Genomic DNA, 21,041 nt, shown 5'->3' with positions numbered 1-21,041 from the left:
GTGGTATAAATATTTAAATTCAAAGTTGTTACCCCAGAAGGGGTAAAGTACGAAGAAGATGTTCAGTATGTAGAATTTAAAACAAAAGAGGGGTCTATGGGAACTTTAACTCAACGGTTGCCCATTGTGACTTCTTTAAGGATTGCACCAGTATTGATAAAAAAAGTTGATAACTCAGTTGATAGTTTTGCGATCCATGGTGGTATTTTGGAGATGACTGGGGAAGAAATGACTATTGTTACCACGGCTGCTGAAAGATCGGAAGATATAGATGTTGAAGCTGCGAGGAAAGCTATGGAAAGTGCCCAAGAGCAGATTAAAGCAGCAGAAGATAAGTTTAAAAAAATTAAATTACAAACTAGAATTGAGAAGAATCTTTTAAGGGTCAATTTATCGAAAAGAAAATAAAAGGATTTTAACTATCGTTGAATGAGATCTATTTTAGTTTTTATCCTTTGTAAATCGCTGTAATTTTTTTCTAAATAATTGTCTTTAATACTTTTTAAATATCGTAAGTTCAACCATATTTTTCCCCTTTCTTTTAAGAAAGTTTTATCTTTCTCTAGAATAGAAGGGGAAAATATTTTTTGATCGCTTAGGACATATGCAATTAAATTATTAGCTAAGTCCTGATTATTGTCGTTCATGGAGCTTTTACTGAATACTAGGTCAACTTCTTGAATCTTCAAAGTTGTTATAGCAGCTGGATTTGTTACTTCCTCAGGAAAGACAAAAGAAATTTTATAAGAGTTTATTGAGAATAATCTATGAGTTAAACTTCTTTCTTGGTTTATGAGAACAACTTGATTGTTGAAAAGTTTGAGAATATCGTTTTTTAGAAATAAAATCAAATGAATTCCATAAATATTGGCAACTTCAGAAATTACATTTAATTTGCGGTACGGGATGTTTTTGTTAGAAGAGTAAAGAAAGATATAAAAACCTTGATTAACGCCTTCAGTAAAGCATTTTATTATGTTTTTTGGAGTCAACTTTTTTATTACGTAGATACCCAAACTGTCCCTGTTATAACTTTTTGGTTCTCCATTGATAATTTTTAAAGACTCAAATAGTTCTTTTTTAAGAAAGTTATAATGTAACTTCAAGAACAGATCATGTGCTCTCATTTCACCTCAACACCTTGACATCATAGCTATGAATACTTTCTTTCAAATCTGATAAATACTTCCCAAAAGAATATAGGTAATTCTTGTTCTTTTGGTAATCAAGCGTGAAATAAATAGCGTTTTTTATTACGAATTCGCTCTTGTAATTGGGAACGATGTAAGAAACCCTAGATTTGTTTTTCGTTGTGTTTATAATTATCGACGGGATTTTTACTCTTCGCAAGTTTGATTGTATATGCAAAAGAACTTTTTCTTCCAAACTTTCAGAAAAGTTTAAAGAAAGAACGATTAAATCCACTTGGTACAAAAGGCTCAAGAAATAAAATTCAAAATTTAGAGCGTCGTTGGTGAACCCAAACGATAATAAAGTATCTTTTTCAGTTATGAACCTATTATCCCTGTTTAAGTATGTTTTGTTCCTGTTTATATAACATTCTACATACTCTTTGTTATTGATAGCAATAACCTCAGATTGGTCGTTTAAAGACCAACCTGAGGTTGATAATATTAAGTCAAAATCAAAAAATTCCATCGCATTTGCTGAGTTTCCCACAAAAATTCTCATTTTCCAAATTTTTCATAAAAAGTTTTATAAGCCAAATAAGTTTCGTATATATCCGCTTTTGATGCTACTTCATACGGAGAGTGCATCCCCAAAAGCGGAACGCCAGCATCCAAAACGTCTAAACCTTTTTCAGAAAAGAAAAGCGCTATGGTTCCTCCTCCGCCTCTGTCAACCTTTCCTAATTCTCCTATTTGCCAAGATATATTTTCTTTGTTGAAAAGGTTTCTAATTTTTCCTACTAATTCAGCATTTGCATCGTTTGTTCTTCCTTTGCCCCCTGAACCTGTATATTTCATCAGAGTTATACCGTAACCCAATTTTGGAGCGTTGGATAAATCATGAGCTTCTTTGTAGTTTGGGTCTACAGCTGCTGACACATCCGCTGAAAGTAAAGTTGAATTTGTAAGGATTTCTTCTATATTTTGAAGTAGTTCTTCTTCTTTTGCCAAAGCGGCAATTTTCTTCAACACGTAGATCCAGAAATGGTTTTTTGCCCCTGTATTTCCGTCGCTACCGATTTCTTCTTTATCAACTAGCAAAACTGCAGGATTTTTTACGGAAGTTTGTGCATCAATTAAAGCGGTTAATGCGGTGTAGGCACAGACCCTATCGTCGTGTCCGTAAGAAGCTAAAAGGCTCTTATCTAGGCCTACATCTCTGGCAGGAAGTGCAGGAACGATTTCCAATTCAGCACTGACTAAGTCTTCTTCTACGATTCCGTATTTATCGTTCAAGAGCTTTAAGATATTTAACTTAACAGGATTTTTAACCTTATCGGTTTCATCGTAGGAAATAGCAGTAGTACCAAGGAGCAAATTCATCTTTTCAGCTTCAAAGGCTTCCGAAACCTTTTTATTAGCCAAATCTCTATCAAGATGAGGTAACAAATCAGATATTACAAATATGGGGTCGTTTTCATCTTGACCTATGGAAATCTCGATTTTACTGCCGTCGCTTTTTATTATTACACCATGTAATTCAAGAGGTATGTTAAACCACTGATACTTCTTTACACCACCATAATAATGAGTCTTCGCCATTGCAATATTTTCATCTTCAACTATAGGTTCTGGCTTGAAATCAAACCTCGGCGAATCTATATGAGCACCTACTATGTTGATGCCCTCCTTCAAAGGATTGTTGTACTTGAAAGCGAATACTGCCTTGTCTCTGTTTACAAAGTAAACTTTATCACCTTTTTCTATCTTTCCAGATTTTACATAATGAGATAGAGGTTTGAAACCGTTTTTTTCAAGGAGTTCAACTGAATATGAAACTGTTTTTCTTTCAGTTTTAGAAAAGTTGATAAACTCTTTGTACTGTGAAGTATACCTATCGATATCTTCTTTGTCCCTTTTGCTCCAAACACTTTTCTTTTGAATGGTTAAACTTTTTTCTAATTCTGTTAGGTTCATTAGATCACCTCCAATAAAATTTTACCATATTTTTTTGAAAATAAGCCAAGTTAAATAAATATTCTTTCAGTTCAGTTTTATGTATACTCAAATAATGCGTTTATATGTGATTAGGTAGAAATATTTGCCAATAGAGTTAATTACGGTGTTTAAACTTTTGTTTTCTTGAATTTTATTATTTGTTTAAAAAGTATAAAAATATTATAATAGAAATGCTTATGAAAGATAAAATTGAGGGGCGCTATTACAGGTTTTAGAGTCCCTAAAGGCAATTAAAAAATTTTGTGAGGAGGGGTTTTTATGGAAAAGAAGATTTATCCAGAGTTGACTATGGATTTTGTAAGGGTTACAGAAGCATCTGCTTTGATGAGTAGTTTATACTTGGGTTGTGGTAATTTGGAAATGATTAAGCATAGTTCTATCGATGCTATGAGAGGCATGTTTGACTACATAGACTTTAAAGGGAATATAGTAATGAGTAAATACGATAAAGAAAATTCAAAGATGTTGTACGTTGATGAAAAAGTGGGTACTTGGCAAGACAGCACTTCTGAAATGGATTTAGCCGTTGATGCTATAGACGGAGTGAAATTGGCTGCCTTCGGCCTGCCCAATGCCATAAGTTGCGTTGCTGCCACGGTGTCTGGAGGCATTAAAGTACTGCCGACTTTTTATTCATTTAAACTTGCTGTAGGACGTGAATTAAAAGGCAAATTGGATTTAAGAAAACCTATGAAAGAGAATATAAAAATCGCGTGTGAGGTTTTGGGAATTGCACCAACGGAACTAACTTTTGTTATTTTGAATAGGCAAAGGCATGAAGAGATTATAGAAGAGATTAAAGAAGCTGGTTCGAGAATAAAATTAATAAGTGATGGGGATATCACAGCAGCTATAGCGACCGCGATTCCCGATAGTGGAGTGGATATCTATGTTGGTATTGGGGGAACTCTTGAAGGGGTACTGTCAGCTGCTGCTTTAAAAACGTTAGGGGGAGAAATTCAAATGAAATTATGGACAAGGGATAGAATTGAAGAACAATCGATCAAGGAAGAAGGTTGGGACGTTGAAAAAATCTTTTATATCGATGAAATAGTTGGTGGGGAAGATGTAATATTTTCTGCAACAGGTATCACGGATGGGGATCTTTTAAAAGGGGTAAAATTTGTTAAAGGCTTTGCTTACACTCATACACTTACGATGAGAAGTAAGAGTGCTACTATAAGAAAAATCGAGTCTATGCATAATTTGAAAAATAAAACTATAAGGTTGAAATCTTTAGAAGAGGATAAAAGATTGATAGATTTGAGGAACGAGTATATTAATTAATTATGTTGAGACTCCTTTTTCTTTTGTTCTTGTCATAAATAAGATTACCCCTTCAAAGGCTATTTGTAAATAATAAGTTGCGAATCTCCACAACAATATAGTTGTAGAAACGAATCTTCCGGGCATAAAACTAGCAAGGACAATACCATACAATGTCTCTACTCCACCTGTGGAACCAGGGGTAGGTATATAATAGATGACAAAGTTCATTATTATAAAAAGAATGAATATTTCAAGGATGCTGTAATTTCCTGACGTAATAGATGTCAATGCAATATACAAACCTAGAGAATGAAAAAAAACGGTAAAACCACCCAATATAAAGTCAACCGCAACTATATGTGCCTTTTCGATCCATAGTGCTTTAATGCTTAACTTTAGCTCTACTAGCCAATTTTCTAGCTTTTGTAACCTTTTTTCGAATTTCGATTTATCTTTTAATGGCAATATCTTCAGTAAGAAGTTAAACAACTTATATATCAATTTTGGGTTTAAAAATATTAAAATTAACAAAGCTGAGAACCCTAATGCAGCTATTATACCAATGATAAGTATATATTTCCCAGTTCCTATTCTGTTTAAAATACTCATTACTCTTTTTATGAAGATTAGGATCATAGCCGAAGAGAACAATAAATTTTCTACAAGCCTTGACATCACTATATTTGTAGCCAAAGTTGACTCTATTCCTAATTTTGTAAGATGGTATATTTGATAAGGTTGACCACCACTAGCCATTGGGGTGATATTTGACATAAAATAGTATGAAATGGTATTATATATGGCATCTTTAAACTTTATTTTTTTGTGGAAGCTTATGGATACTAGGTACAATCTTATTAAATCTATCAAATAAGCCATAGAAAAAACTATAAATACCTCCACAATAACGAATAGATTGACAGTTTTAAGGGTGACGAGGGTTTCTTGGAAATCTGCAAAAAAAGAGATCAAAATGTTGATGACTAAACCAATAATTAAAGCAATGATTAGATTAATGATTATTTTTTTTCTACTAAGTGTTTTCCCCTCTTCATTGGTTTTATCTCCGGGCATTTTTACCTCCTATATAGATTTTTTGTTTTAGACCCTCTTCATAGATATTTTTTAATTTTATAAAGGCCTTTTCATCGCTATAATTTTCAAATAATATGTAAGACTTTTTCTCGTATTCAGCGTATAGTTCTGTGTTAATATTAAGTTTTTTGATTATCTCTACAAAATCTTCTACTGAGTTACCAGATAAGTAGTTGGGAGAAAATATTTGTTTGTAAACCGTTAAATCTCTCAGCACTAAAGGTAAACCGCTTCCAGCTGCTTCAATTACAACTAATCCAAAGGTTTCTTGAAAGGAAGGTAAGAAGAAAATATCGGATAAAGAATAATAATCGATCATTTTTTCTCTGTTTATGGCTCCAATAAAATTGACATTATTAGGCGACCTTTTTATCAATCTGTTCATTTCATCATGACCCTCAGTTATATGTTTAAAGGGCATTCCACCGGCCCAAATGAACTTCATGTTCTTTAATCTTTTAGTGGTTTCTACAAAATCTGTTATACCTTTTCTGGGTTGTATCTGTCCGGCGCCTAAAATTATGAAATCATCATCATTATATCCATATTTTTTTCTTAAATAGGATTTTTGAGTGCGTTTTTCCTCAGGTTTTGTGAGGAACAATTCTTTTATAACAAAGTTTCTGAAGACCACAATTTTATTTGGATTTATCTGGAGATCCTTAATCAACTCATTTTTAGTTTCTTCACTGACGGCTAAAATGCAGTCAGAAGAGTTATAGAAATATTTTAAATATCTATTGAAAAAAGGTAACCATAGTTTACTGAATTTTATACTACCTTTCAGGGAATTAGGAACTATGTGAGCAGAAATCACGCAAAAAGATTTTTTCTTATTCTTTAACAACGATAAGAAGCTTTTTATGTTTATAGTATGAATATGTAAAACATCGTAATTTCCTAAAATTTTGTTCTCGTATATTGTGTAATCACTATATTTTTTTAAAATGTATTTGTGATCCAATGTGGCCGAATACACCCCTTGACCAGGGTATTTTTCTGCTATTGATAAAATATTGATTTTCATTTTTCCCTCTCAAAATTGAAATTAAATGTATTTAATCAGTCTTTTCAAGTTTTTGTTATAAACTTTTGAATAGATCATAGCAGAGTTATCGACTATAAAATCTCTGTAGACATAACCATCAAGGTAAACCTTTTGTCTGTAAAGATATTTATTTATCAACGTATTAGATAACCCTTTTTGAGACATTAAACTTAATGGGAATCCTATACTTTCTATTTCGTATTGTGCGTAGTCTTGTAAGGTTGTTTCAACCTTTTTAATTGATTTTTGTTTCACCTCTCCGAATAACGTACTTTTAATATCTTCTAACTGTTGGACTTTTCCTTTCACTCGCTGAGTGACCTCTCTTAGTAAATTTTTACGATTGTTGTTGAAATAATCTAACGCGCCTGATTTGATTATTAGTTCCACAATATTTCTATTGATATTTTTGTTGATTACGAAATTAAAAAAATCTTCTAAGTTTGAGAGTTTCGCTTCTTCGAATATGTGAGAGATATTTTTGCCTATTCCTTTAATTATATACAAAGGTAGTATTAGATCTGTTTTACTTGCTAAACCGGATGGATATCTAATGTCTGGTAACTTTATTTTTACTCCTAAAAGCGATGCTTCATCTATTATATCAACATCAAGGCCTTTTATTTTAACATACTCTAAGAAAAAATTGGAAGGATCTTGGAATTTTTTTTCTGATAGCCAATATGTGATGTGAGCGTATGCTACCGCATGAGATTTATTAAAAGCATACTGAGCAAAGTTTTCAATTTGTGAAAACAATACGTTTGCTTCTTCTTCGTCTATCTTTTTTGAAGCGTTGGTAACAAATTTGTTTTTGAAGGTTGTAATTTTGTCTTTTTCTTTCTTAGATACTGCTTTTCTCAATAAATCAGATTCTTGAGGAGAAAATTCTCCTAAGATTTGAGCGATTTTCATTATCTGTTCTTGGTAAACTAAGACCCCCATTGTTTCTGGGAAAATCTTTTTCAAATATTCTGGGGAGTCTTCATTAACGTATTGATCTATCATTCCGGATTCAAGAGGTCCAGGTCTGTTGATAGCTAATAGTAAGATAAGTTCTTCAAAATTTTTGGGTTTTATTCTTTGGGCTAATTTTTGCCCTAGTTTTGAATCCAATTGGAAGATACCTTTTGTCAATCCTTTGGACAGGTAATGAAAAGTTTTTGAATCATTAAGTTCTCGGTACTTTTCTTTTATTTGTAATTTTTTTAAGAAGGTCAACGTGTCCAAAGCTAAAATGTCGAATTTTTCCACTCCTAAATATTTTAAATCAGACATTTCCCATTCTATAATAGGTACTTCCTTGAATCCCCTTTGGGGCGTTTTCTTTCCTTCAATGGGAGAAAAGGTTCTAAGGTCATTTTGGGAAATTATCAAACCTGCTGCATGAACCGATTCTGCTACTTCTATTCCTTCAAGATAGTAAGCGACATAAAAAAAGGTTTTATCTTTTTGCGGTAAAGATTTAAATTTATCAATGTTTTCTTTGCTTCTTATCGGAGCGTTTATTTTAGCTTCTAAATTGTATCCAAGTAGTTCTTCTGCCTTTTTTAAAGAGGATTTGATTTTCATGGTGGAGTAAGTCCTGATTTGAGAGATCTTATTTTCTCCAAATTCTTTTTGCAAGGCCTTTATTAGATCAACTCTTCTTTCCGCGTCGACATCCAGATCTATATCGGGTAATTCATGCCTGTATTGGTTTAGAAATCTTTCGAAGAGGAGATCGTAGTCAATAGGATTCACCTTAGTTATTCCTAATTTATAAACTAAGAAAGAACCTACAGCGGAACCTCTTCCAGGTCCAACTAAGATGTTATTTTTTATAGCGGTGTCAACGATTTTTTTTACCGTTAGAATATAATTTTCCACGTTTAACTTTTTTATTATGTTCAGCTCATAGGATAGGCGTTTTTTTTCTTCGGAAGTTAGTTCTTTTTGTAAAATAATATCTGTTAAATTCAAGTCAGTAACTTTGTATTCATCAAATTTATAGTTTCTTATATTGTAATAAGTTTCTATATTTGAGAATATAGATAGTTCATTTTGATATTTTAAACCATCTTTGATACAAAGAGATTCTTCATCGTTAAATATATCTTTTAAAACCCCTGTTGGATATTTCACATAGGGAAGATTCAAATCGATTTTTTTTAATTTTAAGTCGCTTACTAATCCGTTATAGTAAATTACAGCTGATCTAATATCGTTGTTTGTTTGCAATAAGAATTTACCATCTACCGTTTCATACAGAATTATTGGCTTAACTCCATACTTTTGGGCATAAACAATAAAACTTACCCATGATTTTGGGTGTGGCTCTGATAGAACTATGCAATTGTAGCCATACCTTTTTGCTAAGGGAAAAAGGTCCCTTAGTTGCAGATAGGATTTACCGATAGTTTTGGAAGTTACCACAGGTCCTAAGATCTTCAATGGCAGCCCTCCGTCAAGAATTTTGTCCATCTAGGTTTGTTAGAGTGATCAATAGATTCTTAAAGTCTTCGGGTAAAGGGGCCAAAAATTCCATCCATTCTTTAGTTTTTGGATGGTAAAAGCCTAATTTCAAAGCGTGAAGCATTTGCCTATTCACTGATATTTGAAGATTTTTATCGATTTTATTTTTTCCATACAAAGAATCTCCAATTATGGGATTACCAAGGTATTTGAAATGCACCCTTATTTGATGGGTTCTTCCCGTTTTTAGCCTTATCCAAACCAACGTGGCATGATTTTCAAATTCTTTTAACGCCTTGTATTCAGTTACCGCCTCTCTTCCATCGTACACAACAGCCCTTTTGTGTCTTAAAACAGGATGCCTCCCCAAGGGCAGATTTATTTCTCCCTCTTTTTCTTTTAGAGTTCCTTCTATTACAGCTAAATAGTATTTCGTTGTCATTCTTTCTTTAAACTCTTTTGAAAGTAGGTGATATGAAAAGCTAGTTTTTGCTACAACCATCACCCCAGAGGTTTCTTTGTCCAACCTATGAACGATTCCTAATCTGTTTGAATCTTGCATCGTCCTGTCAAGATCCCTTACATGGTACATTAGGGCGTTAACCAAAGTACCACTTTTGATATTTGGTGTTGGATGTACTATCAATCCAGCTGGTTTGTTGATAACGATTAATTCCGCATCTTCATACAGTATATTTAATGGTATATTTTCTGGTAAGATTTCCTCTTCTTTGGTTTCTTCCACCAATTCATGAAAATCTATTTGAATTTCGTCGCCTTGTTTAACTTTGTAATGAGGTTTCTTTTGAGTCCCGTTGACGGTAATTTGTCCTTTAGTTATTGCGTTTTGAACGAGATTTCTAGAAATTTCAATGGGAATTTTTTCGACAATGTATACGTCGAGTCTTTTTTGATCATCATCCTTTTCAACCTTGTATATTCTTTTCTCCATATTTGCTCCTTTTGAAAAAATGGTATAATAAAATCACACCACCAAAAGTCACGAATATATCAGCTACGTTGAATATAGAAAAGTTTGGCCAATATATCATATCTACAACGTATCCTAACCTAATCCTATCAAAGATATTGCCTAAAGCTCCCCCTATAATAAAAGATATACCCAAGTCAAAAGAAACGGTAAAAAGCTTATATCTTTCTTTGTATTTTTCTTTTAATATAAAAAGAAAAATGACTATTAACGTAGAAAGGGTTCCATGAAACAAGGCCAAATCTTTAAAAAATCCGAAGGCGATACCTGTGTTTTCAATGTAGGTCAATTGAAAAAATCCGATTTTAATGTTGTTTTCTAAGAGAAAAGTTTCTGAAAGTTTTTTAGTTAATTGGTCAAAAAAGATAATAATAGGTATAACCCAATTCATCCACTTAACCCCTTCTTTTTACTTTATTATAACCGTTATTGATTATAACACTTTAGAGGGGAAATTTGCCATATTCCTGATAAAAATCTTATTAATCGTATTACTAGGCAAAGGCACTGAAGCTCTTTCATCTTTATGGTTTGCTGTATTGTGCAAAGTAGGTCTTTAAATGATTTTGACGTTGAACTTGGGGTTTTTAAGGGGTTTGCCCTTTTGCAGTCTTATGCAAAAAGGTTTTTTTAATAAACTATGATTTTGAACTTGGGGTTTTTAAGGGGCTTGTTCCTTAACGCTCGGGTGAAGGGGCGCTAACACAAGTTTTAGAGCTTCTCAAGATACTATAATTTTAAGCCAACGAGGAGGAAAAATATGGAAGAAAGGAATCACAACTTCGATACTTTAATGGTTCATGCAGGTTATGAAAAAGATCCAACTACAGGGGCTAACGTAGTACCAATTTACCAGACTTCATCTTATACCTTTGAAGATTCAGCTCATGCCCTTAGGCTTTTCAACATGGAAGAAACCGGGAACATATATACACGTATAATGAACCCAACGACCGATGTATTGGAGAAAAGGGTTGCGGCATTGGAAGGCGGTGTGGGTGCTTTAACTACTTCCTCGGGGCAGGCTGCAGAAGCGATAGCGGTATTAAACATTATGAAAGAGGGGGATGAAATACTTACATCAAGCTCTTTGTATGGTGGAACATTCACACTATTTAAGAATTCTTTGAGTAGATTTGGAATAAAGCCTGTTTTCTTTGATGTTGACGATATGAACAGTCTAAAAAATAAGATAAATAATAAGACAAAAGCGGTTTATGTGGAAACTATCGGGAATCCCGAACTTTCTGTACCTGAATTCGAAGGGATTTCTAAGATAGCTCATGAGAATGGCATCCCATTGATCGTAGATAATACATTCGCTACACCGTACTTGTGCAAACCTTTTGAATTTGGTGCCGATATCGTTGTTCACTCCTTAACCAAATACTTGAATGGACACGGCAATTCAATTGGTGGAATTATCGTTGATAGTGGAAGTTTCGACTGGAACAACGGTAAATTTAGTATGTTAACTGAAGAAGACCCTGCTTTTCATGGGATAAGTTTTTATGAAAAATTTGGAAATGCCGCTTATATCTCGAAAGCTCGTTTCCAATGGTTAAGAGATCTGGGCGCTTCAATAAGTCCTTTCAATTCTTTTTTGACATTACAAGGGATTGAAACATTGAGTTTGAGAATGGAAAGGCATTGTTCTAACGCAATGAAAATTGCGGAATTTCTATCTGAAGATTCAAGGGTGAGTTGGGTAAATTATTCGGGATTGAAAAATCATAAGACTCATGAAAATGCCGTTAAATATCTAAAACATGGTTTTGGTGGTATACTTTCCTTTGGAGTGAAAGGTGGAGTAGAAGCTGGAAAAAGGTTTATTGAAGGGTTAAGAATATTTTCCCACGTTGCTAATGTTGGGGATGTTCGATCGCTTGCCGTTCATCCGGCTAGCACCACTCATGGACAATTGAGTGAAGAAGAACAGTTCGCTTCTGGGGTAAGTCCGGATATGATTAGGCTATCCGTCGGAATAGAAGATATCGATGATTTGATCGAGGATATAGATTCAGCTCTAACTAAAGCAACTAAGAACCATTAACCATTTTTTGAGTTCATCCGGGACAGAACGAAGGGAGTGTTAAAAGTGCCTATAAAAATACCTGAAAATCTTCCAGCTACAGAAGTATTGAGAAAAGAAAACATATTTATAATGACTGAAGAGAGGGCGATACATCAAGATATAAGACCTTTAGAGATTGTTATTTTGAATCTAATGCCGAACAAAATCGTTACTGAAACACAGCTATTACGATTACTTAGTAATACTCCTTTGCAAATAAATGTGGTGCTTTTAAGGATGGTATCGCACAACCATAAAAACGTATCAGAAGAGTACTTAGACACCTTTTATAAATCTTTTGATCAGATAAATCACAGAAAGTTCGATGGATTGATCATTACAGGAGCCCCTGTTGAAACTCTTGATTTTGAACAAGTGGATTATTGGGAAGAGCTGAAAGAAGTGATGGAATGGTCAAAGAAAAATGTGTTTTCTACTCTTCATATTTGTTGGGGTGCTCAAGCGGGATTGTACTACCATTTTGGCATTAATAAATATCATGTATCAAAGAAAATATTTGGCGTATTCGAGCATTCGGTAAGTTGTGAAGATTCACCATTGGTTAGAGGATTTGATGATACGTTTTGGGTTCCTCATTCTAGACATACCCAAATCAAAAGGGAAGATATAGAACCTATAAAAGAACTTATAATTTTAGCCGAATCGAAAAAAGCCGGTGTTTATCTAGTTGAAAGAAAAGATGGTAGGCAAGTATTTGTTACGGGGCACCCAGAATACGATCCAGAGGTTTTAAAAAAAGAATATTATCGGGATTTAAATAAAGGTGTGGATATAGATATCCCAGCGAACTACTTTCCGCATGATGATCCAGAAAAACGTCCTGTCGTAAGATGGCGAAGTCATGCTTATATTTTATTCAATAATTGGTTAAATTACTATGTTTATCAACAAACCCCATACATCCTTGATAATATTGACGAGGCAATTTTTTAATAATCAATTCAAAAAACAAAACTGTAGAGCTAACCTATTAGTTGCTCTACAGTTTTAATATCTTTATACAAAATTTTAGAATTTAATTTTTGGTTGAAACCAATTCTTTTGTTTCTCTTGCTATCATTAGTTCTTCATTTGTTGGAACCACCAACACCTCAACCTTAGAATCAGGAGTACTTATAACCCTTTCTAAGCCTTTAAAATTGTTTTTCTCTTTATCTATCTTTACACCAAGATAAGTTAAATACTTTTCACATATTTCTTCCCTTGTTACTGGAGAATTCTCTCCTACACCAGCAGTAAAAACGATAACATCTACCCCGTTCATCGCTGCCGCATAAGCTCCAATATATTTGGCTATCCTGTACTCATAAATATCAAGTGCAAGCCTACAAACTTTGTCTCCTTCCAAAGCCTTATCTTCAATATCCCTCATATCACTTGAGAAACCTTTCGTTATTCCATATACTCCACTTTTATTGTTCAATATTTCTACTACTTCTTTTGTCGTCAATCCCTCTTCCTGAGCTAAAAACGAAACTATAGCAGGATCTATATCTCCACTTCTTGTTCCCATTACCAATCCCTCTAAAGGAGTGAACCCCATTGAAGTGTCGAAAGATTCACCATTTTTTACAGCAGCAATGGATGCCCCATTTCCAATGTGTGAGGTTATAATTTTGAGCGTTTTTATGTCTTTATTCAAAATTTCCGCTGCTCTTTTGGAAACATATTTATGGCTTGTACCATGAAACCCATAACGTCGTATCTTGTATTTTTCGTAGTATTCATAAGGAATAGCATACAAGAAAGAAGTTTTTGGCATAGTTTGGTGGAAAGAAGTATCAAACACCCCAACTTGTGGCACGTTTGGTAAAAGTTCCATCGCAGCTTTTATACCCATCACGTTTGCGGGATTATGCAAAGGTGCCAAAAATGACATCATTTCAATTGTATCCAAAGAATCTTTGTCAATAATGACAGAAGAAGAAAACCTTTCACCCCCATGTACCACTCTGTGTCCAACTGCATCTATTTCGTTTAGAGACGAAATAACCTTGTAGTCTTCAGAAGTTAAGAGATCTAAAACTTCTTTTAAACCTTCTTCATGATTTTTTATAGCCTTCTCTATAACATATTTTTCCTCGTTTTTTCTGTGGATAATTCTTGATCCTTCTATGCCTATTCTTTCAACCAATCCTTTGGCTAAAACTTTTTCTGTATCCATTTCAAGAAGTTGATATTTAATCGAAGAACTTCCTGAGTTGATTACCAAAACTTTCATGCTTTTCCTCCTCATGCAAACGATTTTTGAACGTTAAATTATACATCAATATAGGAAAAATTTCAAATAAAACGTATTCAAGCATAATAAATTCCAACAACCTATTTTGATGGCAGTTAATTATGATCTTACATATAAAAAACATCCGCTTTATGCGGATGTTTTGATAATACGATTTATTATTATAATGCAGTGTATCCTCCATCAATAACCAATTCAGAACCTGTCATGAACGAGGATTCATCGGAAGCTAAGAACAAAGCTCCATTGGCAACTTCTTCAGGTTCAGCAGGCCTACCTAGTACGGTAGTTCCAAGAAGTCCTTTAGCCGCTTGTTCGTCTTTTAGTATTTCATCAGTCATTGGTGTTCTTATTACACCAGGATGTATAGAGTTTACCCTAATGTTGTATTTAGCAAGTTCAGCTGCAACTGTTTTTGTTAACAATCTCGATGCACCTTTTGAAGCATGATACGCAACAGCAGCTCCACTACCTATAATTCCATAAATAGATGAAATGTTGATTATAGAACCTTTTGTTGCTTTCTTCATTGCTGGTAACACGTACTTTATACCCAAAAATTGACTCTTTGCGTTTATGTTCATTACACGATCCCATTCTTCTTCTGATACGTCCTCTACTCCGTTCATACTCAAAATACCAGCGTTGTTTACTAATNNAATAATAGCGACTTTTCCTTCCAATCTTCCTGCCATATTATGTATCCCTCCTTTTAATTAGAACATTTATTATAATTATGGGGAAATAAAAAAGATTAAATTTACCTTGTTAAAATTATATCATATATATTTTTAAAAGAAAAAGTAATTATGTTAAAATAATAAAAATAAATCTTTTTATGGAGGTGTTTTATGTCAAAAAAAATAACGTACGGAATGGTTGGGGGATCAATTGATTCTATGATAGGTGAGGCACATAGAAATGCAATATTATTAGATGGAAGGGCAAGTATAGTTAGCGGATGTTTTTCAAGGGATTATAAAAAAACATTAAAAACAGGCAAAAAATGGGACATAAAGAAAGATAGATTGTACGAAAATTACTTAGAAATGGCTGAAGAGGAGAGCAAAAAGAAAAATAAAATTGATTTTGTAGTTATTGCGACTCCGAATGCTTCCCATTATGAAATTGCTAAAACCTTCTTAGGAAAAGGGATAAACGTTGTATGCGATAAACCCCTTACAACAACGGTAAAAGAAGCTGAAGAGTTAAAACAGTTATCAGATGATAACGATCTTTTGTTGTGTGTGACGTATTCATATGTGGGGTATCCGGTGATTTCATTAGCAAGGCACAAAATAGAAAAAGATGAGTTGGGTGAAATAAGGTTCGTTAACGTACAATACATTCAGGGATGGCTTGCTAAAAAGATCGAAGATGAAAATAAACAAGCTCAATGGAGATTGGATCCAAACCAAAGTGGTTTGGCTAATACTACCGCCGACATAGGCAGTCATGTGGAAAACATGGTTTCATATCTTGTTGGAAAAGAAATCGATAGTTTATGTGCTCGACTCGATACTTTTGTTGAATCGAGAAAATTAGACGACAACTCTACTGTGATGATAAATTTTAAAGATAAAAGTAAGGGTTTACTTTTCATGTCTCAAATCGCTATTGGAGAGAACAACAATTTCAATGTTTCCGTGTATGGGTCTCAAGCTACATTGAAATGGAGTTTTAAGCAGGCAAACAAATTAACAATTTTGCATGAAGACCACGAAGAAGAGATAATTCAAAATGTTGATGGAATTCCTGGAACAAACATAGGTTTCAAAAATACTTATACCGCATTTATCACCGATTTAATAAATAAAAAGAACGGTGAAATTATAACCAACGATAATGCCCATTTCCAAAGTGTAAATGCGGGATTAAGAGGGATGAGGTTTATTGAAAAATGTGTAGAAAGTTCAAAAAATGGAGGCATTTGGGTCAAATTTTAAAATCAAACTCAATTTGCAGCCTTTTGCAAAAAGTTTTTTTAAATAAACATTGATTATGAACTTGGGGATCTTAAGGGGTTTACCCCTTAACGTGTGGGTGAAAGGGCGCTAAAGAAAGGTTAGAGTTTCCAAAGATAGTATAAAACTCAATAGGAGGAGGATAAAATATGTTCAAAAGATTGACTTACGGAATGGTAGGTGGAAGTAAAGACTCTCAAATAGGTATAGTCCACAGAAAAGCTATAAATCTTCATGGTAAGGCAGAATTAGTTTGTGGAAGTTTTTCAAGAAACTTCAAAAACACTTTGGCAACAGGAAAAGAGTTAAAAATCGATGAGAAAAGATTGTACAGAAATTATGAAGAAATGGCGGAGGAAGAGTCTAAAAGATCCGATAAAATAGATTTTGTATCCATTGTTACACCCAACAGTTCACATTATGAAGTGGCAAAAAAATTTTTAGAATCTGGAATAAATGTGATGTGTGAAAAGCCTTTAACAATAACTCTAAAAGAAGCTGAAGAACTAAAACACTTAGCAAGAAAAAACAACCTACTTTTTGCTGTTGCTTACTCCTATACGGGTTATTCTATGTTAAGATATGCACGGGAGTTAATTAAAAGAGGGGAAATAGGTGAAGTTAGATTTATCAATGGTCGATACATAAGTGAATGGATGGCAAAAGTCCCATTTGCCGGTAAAAATTCTCGCCATGAATGGAGATCAGATCCAAAAGTTTCAGGTTTATCCAACTGCGTTGCAGATATCGGAGTACATGTTGATAACGTGGTTTCTTTCCTAACAGGGTTAAAGATAAAGGCATTAACCGCCAGAATGGACAAGTTTGTTGAGCCAGATAGACTTGATGATAATGCATCTATACTAATAAATTACGATAATGGGGCAGAAGGAATATACTGGACGTCTCAAATTGCTGTGGGACATGAAAATACTTTGGATATCGGTATATATGGGGCAAAGGGATCTATAGAATGGTCACAAGAACACGCAAATTACTTGAAGATCTCAAAAGTGAATCATCCTTTTATAACCTTATCAAGAGGAAGCGAAGAGGTTGATGATTTTATTAAAAATGATTATGTGACTCCTGGTGGGCATCAGGAAGGTTATGTTGAAGCCTTTGCAAGGGTATACGATAAGTTTATAAACGCTATTTCAAAAAGAAAAAAAGGAGCGCTTTTAGAGCAAATAGACTTAGATTTTCCCACTGTAGAAGACGGAGTAAAAGGTATGCGATTTATAGAAAAGTGTATAGAAAGTGCAGAAAAAGGCGCTAGTTGGGTAGAGTTTTGAAATTATCTTGGTTCGATTTTCTAATAGCAAGTATTTTCTCCTTTTGATGGTGACTTATTATGATCTAACATATAAAAAACATCCGCTTTACGCGGATGTTTTGATGATACGATTTATTATTATAATTATAATGCAGTCCATCCACCATCAATAACTAATTCAGAACCTGTCATGAACGAGGATTCATCGGAAGCTAAGAACAAAGCTCCATATGCAACTTCTTCAGGTTCAGCAGCCCTACCTAGTGGGGTAGTTCCAAGAAACTGTTTAGAGGTTTGTTCATCTTGCAAAATATCTTCGGTCATAGCCGTTCTTATTATACCAGGATGTATTGAATTCACCCTAATGTTGTATTTAGCAAGCTCGACTGCAACTGTTTTTGTTAACAATCTTGATGCACCTTTTGAAGCATGGTACGCTACAGCCATTCCTGTACCTACGATTCCAGCAACGGAAGAAATGTTGATTATAGAACCTTTTGTTGCTTTCTTCATTGCTGGCAAAACATACTTTATACCCAAAAATTGACTCTTTGCGTTTATGTTCATTACACGATCCCATTCTTCTTCTGATGCATCTTCTACTCCGCCCCTAGGGAAAATACCAGCGTTGTTTACTAATNNAATAATAGCGACTTTTCCTTCCAACCTTCCTGCCATACTATGTATCCCTCCTTTATGATGTGAATATTTTCACAATCCATCTAAAATAAAAGAACCAATTTCACTACCATTAAATTGTACCATATGTATTTTTAAAAGAGATATTATTTATGTTAAAATAATAAAAATAAATCTTTGCCACTTCAGGGATAGATAAAATCAATAACCTTCAAAAATTCACATTATAAGGGCGCTAGTTGGGTAGAATTTAAAATTATCTTGGTTCGATTTATGAATAGTAAAAAATATTTTATATTGTATTAAATTACCAAATGATTAAAAATGGTATAATCACTCGGATAGGTTGTTAGTGATTTTTTTAACTTTTATCAGGTGAAAGAAACAGGGTGAAAGGGCGCTATATGTATAATAAAACCTAATTATGCGGGGAGGTAAATAAATGGAAGAACTTCTTGAGAGCAAATTAAAAGACGTGAAAACTTATCTTGATTCAATCGATTTGAACGATAAAACTGAAGAAGAAAGAAGAAGTTTGCTAATTGAAGTTTTGCATAAAGTTCAGGAAAATCTAGGATATATTCCAATTGAAGTGCAAAAATTAGTAGCTAGAAAATTGGAGATTCCTTCTTCTCAAGTTTATGGTGTTGTAACTTTTTATAACTTTTTCACCACAAAGCCTAAAGGGAAATATCCTATAAGCGTATGCCTAGGAACAGCTTGTTACGTAGGCGGAGCAAATGAACTCTTAGACGAATTCAAAAAGATTTTAAATGTTGAAGAAGAAGAGGTAACCGAGGATGGATTATTTTCCATTCATCCCGTTAGATGTTTAGGTGCATGTGGTTTGGCACCTGTCGTAAAAATAGGGGAAAAAGTACATGGAAGACTTAAAAGAAACGATGTTAGAAAAATAATTAGAGATTATAGAGCCAAAGAAAAATAGTCAATAGGAGGGTTTCTCTATGCCTAAATTAAGGAGTTTAGAAGAATTAGAATCGTTGATAAATGAACTCAAAGAAAAAGAGAATAGAAGTAAAATTGTATTAAAAGTTGCACTAGGAACTTGTGGAATCTCAGCTGGAGCTGATGAAACATATGAAGAGCTTCTAAAAGAGATACAAGAAGAAAAATTAGAAAATATTGAAGTTATGAAAACAGGATGTTTAGGATATTGCTATGCTGAGCCAACAGTAGAAGTCAACGAACCAGGCAAAGAACCAATATTGTATGGTAACGTTACAAAGTCGAAAGTAAAAGATCTTGTTAAAACTCATTTAGTAGAGGGAAAAATCGCAGACGAATTGTTGATAGAAGAAACCCATAAAAAAGCAATTTGAGGGAGGTAAAACGATGCCTGAACAAGTAAGAATCGTTTTAAGGAACGCTGGAAATATCGATCCTGAAAATATAGAAGATTATTTAAAAAATAATGGTTATTTAGCCCTAGCAAAAGCACTTAAATTGAAAAGAGAAGAGGTAGTTCAAACGGTTTTGGATTCAAATTTAAGAGGTAGAGGTGGTGGTGGGTTTCCAACCGGTTTGAAATGGAAATTCGCCATGCAAGCCAAAGGAGACGAAAAATACGTAGTATGTAACGCAGATGAAGGTGATCCGGGAGCATTTATGGATAGATCTGTATTAGAGGGTGACCCTCATTCCGTGTTAGAAGGTATGGCTATAGCTGGATACGCAATTGGTGCCCAGAAAGGGATTATTTACATAAGAGCTGAATATCCTTTGGCTGTTGAAAGACTAAAGGTAGGTATTTCACAAGCTAAAAATTATGGATTGCTTGGAGAAAATATTTTAGGAAGTAATTTTTCTTTTGATATAGATATCAGACTGGGAGCAGGAGCTTTTGTCTGTGGAGAAGAGACCGCTCTGATCCATTCGATAGAAGGTTTTCGTGGGGAGCCTACAAACAAGCCTCCTTTTCCTGCTAATAGTGGTTTATGGAAAAAGCCGACTTTGATAAACAACGTTGAAACACTTGCAAATATAGCGCCTATAATACTCAATGGCGCCGACTGGTTCAAACAATACGGAACAGAAAATTCTCCAGGTACGAAAGTGTTTGCACTTGCAGGGGATGTTAAGAATGTTGGTCTTGTTGAAGTTCCAATGGGTACAACTTTGAGAGATATAATCTTTGATATAGGTGGAGGGATCAAAGGAGATAAAAGGTTCAAAGCTGTTCAAACCGGAGGTCCTTCGGGAGGATGTATTCCTGAAGAATACTTGGATACCCCTATAGATTACGATAGCCTTCAAGAGTTGGGTTCGATGATGGGTTCTGGTGGAATGATTGTTATGGATGAAGATACTTGTATGGTCGATGTTGCAAAATTCTATCTTCAATTTACAGTTGATGAATCCTGCGGTAAGTGTACTACTTGTCGAGTAGGAAACGTAAGACTTTTAGAAATACTGGAAAAAATAACCTCAGGGAATGCTAAAATGGAAGATCTTGATTACATGGTATCTTTGGCTAATGTGGTTAAAAACGGCTCTTTATGTGGTTTAGGGCAAACCGCCCCAAATCCGATACTCTCTACTTATACGTATTTTGAGGATGAATATAAAGAACATATATTGGACAGAAACTGTCGAGCTGGAATATGTAAGAATTTGATAAGGTACGAAATAATTCCAGAGAATTGTACGGGTTGTACGGCTTGTGCAAGGGTATGCCCAACTGAAGCGATACTAGGAGAATTAAGAAAACCTCATACGATTGAACAAGAAAAGTGTATAAAATGTGGATCTTGCTACTCAACATGTAGATTTAACGCAATAAAAATAGTATAAATTTTTTG

The 21,041-nt window shown here is 34.1% G+C and carries 18 protein-coding genes and 1 pseudogene; 8 read left to right on the top strand and 11 right to left on the bottom strand.

Annotated elements, in window-relative coordinates; genetic code table 11:
* The first annotated feature begins 9 nt into the window (after window positions 1-9).
* Complete coding sequence (gene atpC / locus X929_RS02125; protein ID WP_103066402.1) at window positions 10-408, top strand: ATP synthase F1 subunit epsilon; 399 nt, start codon at window positions 10-12, stop codon at window positions 406-408.
* 11 nt (window positions 409-419) lie between these two features.
* Here the strand turns inward: atpC and X929_RS02120 are convergent, their stop codons facing one another.
* From X929_RS02120 to X929_RS02110, 3 genes are read right to left on the bottom strand one after another with little or no spacing between them, the layout of a single operon-like run.
* Window positions 420-1,127 carry a hypothetical protein gene (locus X929_RS02120; RefSeq protein ID WP_103066401.1) on the bottom strand — a complete coding sequence of 236 codons (708 nt, stop codon included), beginning with the start codon at window positions 1,125-1,127 and terminating at the stop codon, window positions 420-422.
* Between the two features lies 1 nt (window position 1,128).
* A complete protein-coding gene (locus X929_RS02115; protein ID WP_103066400.1) occupies window positions 1,129-1,680 on the bottom strand; it encodes a hypothetical protein in 552 nt (183 codons plus the stop codon).
* 8 nt (window positions 1,681-1,688) lie between these two features.
* Window positions 1,689-3,107, bottom strand: coding sequence for an aminopeptidase (locus X929_RS02110; RefSeq protein WP_103066399.1), 1,419 nt, complete (start codon window positions 3,105-3,107; stop codon window positions 1,689-1,691).
* A gap of 300 nt (window positions 3,108-3,407) precedes the next feature.
* Here X929_RS02110 and glpX point away from each other — a divergent pair, with 300 nt between their 5' ends.
* Window positions 3,408-4,436, top strand: a complete 1,029-nt coding sequence (gene glpX / locus X929_RS02105; protein ID WP_103066398.1) for a class II fructose-bisphosphatase — start codon at window positions 3,408-3,410, stop codon at window positions 4,434-4,436.
* On the opposite strand, the gene X929_RS02100 is transcribed toward glpX, so the two are convergent.
* From X929_RS02100 to lspA, 5 genes are read right to left on the bottom strand one after another with little or no spacing between them, the layout of a single operon-like run.
* Window positions 4,437-5,492: a lysylphosphatidylglycerol synthase transmembrane domain-containing protein gene (locus X929_RS02100; RefSeq protein ID WP_103066397.1), complete on the bottom strand. Its 1,056-nt coding sequence runs from the start codon at window positions 5,490-5,492 to the stop codon at window positions 4,437-4,439.
* Entirely contained in the window at window positions 5,479-6,540 is a 1,062-nt protein-coding gene (locus X929_RS02095; protein WP_103066396.1) for a glycosyltransferase family 4 protein, read from the bottom strand. Before X929_RS02095 ends, X929_RS02100 begins: the two co-directional genes overlap by 14 nt.
* A 21-nt stretch (window positions 6,541-6,561) precedes the next feature.
* Window positions 6,562-9,024 carry a helix-hairpin-helix domain-containing protein gene (locus tag X929_RS02090; protein ID WP_103066395.1) on the bottom strand — a complete coding sequence of 821 codons (2,463 nt, stop codon included), beginning with the start codon at window positions 9,022-9,024 and terminating at the stop codon, window positions 6,562-6,564.
* Window positions 9,008-9,967 (bottom strand): RluA family pseudouridine synthase, encoded by a 960-nt coding sequence (locus tag X929_RS02085; RefSeq protein ID WP_103066394.1) that lies wholly within the window; start codon window positions 9,965-9,967, stop codon window positions 9,008-9,010. The genes X929_RS02090 and X929_RS02085 overlap by 17 nt, the downstream gene beginning before the upstream one ends.
* Window positions 9,942-10,397, bottom strand: a complete 456-nt coding sequence (gene lspA, locus X929_RS02080; RefSeq protein WP_103066393.1) for a signal peptidase II — start codon at window positions 10,395-10,397, stop codon at window positions 9,942-9,944. The genes X929_RS02085 and lspA overlap by 26 nt, the downstream gene beginning before the upstream one ends.
* Before the next feature lie 369 nt (window positions 10,398-10,766).
* Here lspA and X929_RS02075 point away from each other — a divergent pair, with 369 nt between their 5' ends.
* Window positions 10,767-12,059 (top strand): O-acetylhomoserine aminocarboxypropyltransferase/cysteine synthase family protein, encoded by a 1,293-nt coding sequence (locus tag X929_RS02075; protein WP_103066392.1) that lies wholly within the window; start codon window positions 10,767-10,769, stop codon window positions 12,057-12,059.
* Between the two features lie 45 nt (window positions 12,060-12,104).
* The gene (gene metA, locus X929_RS02070; RefSeq protein WP_103066391.1) at window positions 12,105-13,034 is read left to right on the top strand and encodes a homoserine O-acetyltransferase MetA; all 930 of its coding nucleotides are present in this window, start codon (window positions 12,105-12,107) and stop codon (window positions 13,032-13,034) included.
* Between the two features lie 82 nt (window positions 13,035-13,116).
* Here metA and ackA read toward each other — a convergent pair whose 3' ends face one another.
* Window positions 13,117-14,322 (bottom strand): acetate kinase, encoded by a 1,206-nt coding sequence (gene ackA, locus X929_RS02065; RefSeq protein ID WP_103066390.1) that lies wholly within the window; start codon window positions 14,320-14,322, stop codon window positions 13,117-13,119.
* A gap of 182 nt (window positions 14,323-14,504) precedes the next feature.
* Window positions 14,505-15,038, bottom strand: coding sequence for an SDR family NAD(P)-dependent oxidoreductase (locus tag X929_RS02060; protein ID WP_245858628.1), 534 nt, complete (start codon window positions 15,036-15,038; stop codon window positions 14,505-14,507).
* Between the two features lie 156 nt (window positions 15,039-15,194).
* Between X929_RS02060 and X929_RS02055 the strand changes: the two genes are divergently transcribed.
* Window positions 15,195-16,289 (top strand): Gfo/Idh/MocA family protein, encoded by a 1,095-nt coding sequence (locus X929_RS02055; protein ID WP_103066389.1) that lies wholly within the window; start codon window positions 15,195-15,197, stop codon window positions 16,287-16,289.
* A gap of 167 nt (window positions 16,290-16,456) precedes the next feature.
* Window positions 16,457-17,602, top strand: coding sequence for a Gfo/Idh/MocA family protein (locus X929_RS02050; protein ID WP_103066388.1), 1,146 nt, complete (start codon window positions 16,457-16,459; stop codon window positions 17,600-17,602).
* 125 nt (window positions 17,603-17,727) lie between these two features.
* On the opposite strand, the gene X929_RS02045 is transcribed toward X929_RS02050, so the two are convergent.
* Window positions 17,728-18,261, bottom strand: a complete 534-nt coding sequence (locus X929_RS02045) for an SDR family NAD(P)-dependent oxidoreductase (protein WP_245858627.1) — start codon at window positions 18,259-18,261, stop codon at window positions 17,728-17,730.
* A 403-nt stretch (window positions 18,262-18,664) separates the two neighbouring features.
* Here X929_RS02045 and X929_RS02040 point away from each other — a divergent pair, with 403 nt between their 5' ends.
* Window positions 18,665-19,168, top strand: coding sequence for an NADH-quinone oxidoreductase subunit NuoE family protein (locus X929_RS02040; protein WP_103066387.1), 504 nt, complete (start codon window positions 18,665-18,667; stop codon window positions 19,166-19,168).
* A gap of 94 nt (window positions 19,169-19,262) precedes the next feature.
* A pseudogene (locus X929_RS02030) lies at window positions 19,263-21,033 on the top strand (NADH-ubiquinone oxidoreductase-F iron-sulfur binding region domain-containing protein).
* Window positions 21,034-21,041: the final 8 nt, after the last annotated feature.

Source organism: Petrotoga olearia DSM 13574, assembly GCF_002895525.1.
Taxonomy (GTDB): domain Bacteria; phylum Thermotogota; class Thermotogae; order Petrotogales; family Petrotogaceae; genus Petrotoga; species Petrotoga olearia.
The sequence above is the reverse complement of the archived record's forward strand: the minus strand, read 5'-3'. Positions and strand labels throughout refer to the sequence as shown.

What these genes read in the sequence shown, in the direction of transcription:
- lspA (WP_103066393.1), bottom strand. Translation starts at nt 10,397, where the DNA reads ATGAATTGGGTTATACCTATTATTATCTTTTTTGACCAATTAACTAAA.
- X929_RS02095 (WP_103066396.1), bottom strand. Translation starts at nt 6,540, where the DNA reads ATGAAAATCAATATTTTATCAATAGCAGAAAAATACCCTGGTCAAGGG.
- ackA (WP_103066390.1), bottom strand. Translation starts at nt 14,322, where the DNA reads ATGAAAGTTTTGGTAATCAACTCAGGAAGTTCTTCGATTAAATATCAA.
- X929_RS02075 (WP_103066392.1), top strand. Translation starts at nt 10,767, where the DNA reads ATGGAAGAAAGGAATCACAACTTCGATACTTTAATGGTTCATGCAGGT.
- glpX (WP_103066398.1), top strand. Translation starts at nt 3,408, where the DNA reads ATGGAAAAGAAGATTTATCCAGAGTTGACTATGGATTTTGTAAGGGTT.
- X929_RS02120 (WP_103066401.1), bottom strand. Translation starts at nt 1,127, where the DNA reads ATGAGAGCACATGATCTGTTCTTGAAGTTACATTATAACTTTCTTAAA.
- X929_RS02040 (WP_103066387.1), top strand. Translation starts at nt 18,665, where the DNA reads ATGGAAGAACTTCTTGAGAGCAAATTAAAAGACGTGAAAACTTATCTT.
- X929_RS02100 (WP_103066397.1), bottom strand. Translation starts at nt 5,492, where the DNA reads ATGCCCGGAGATAAAACCAATGAAGAGGGGAAAACACTTAGTAGAAAA.
- X929_RS02110 (WP_103066399.1), bottom strand. Translation starts at nt 3,107, where the DNA reads ATGAACCTAACAGAATTAGAAAAAAGTTTAACCATTCAAAAGAAAAGT.
- X929_RS02085 (WP_103066394.1), bottom strand. Translation starts at nt 9,967, where the DNA reads ATGGAGAAAAGAATATACAAGGTTGAAAAGGATGATGATCAAAAAAGA.
- X929_RS02055 (WP_103066389.1), top strand. Translation starts at nt 15,195, where the DNA reads ATGTCAAAAAAAATAACGTACGGAATGGTTGGGGGATCAATTGATTCT.
- X929_RS02090 (WP_103066395.1), bottom strand. Translation starts at nt 9,024, where the DNA reads ATGGACAAAATTCTTGACGGAGGGCTGCCATTGAAGATCTTAGGACCT.
- X929_RS02050 (WP_103066388.1), top strand. Translation starts at nt 16,457, where the DNA reads ATGTTCAAAAGATTGACTTACGGAATGGTAGGTGGAAGTAAAGACTCT.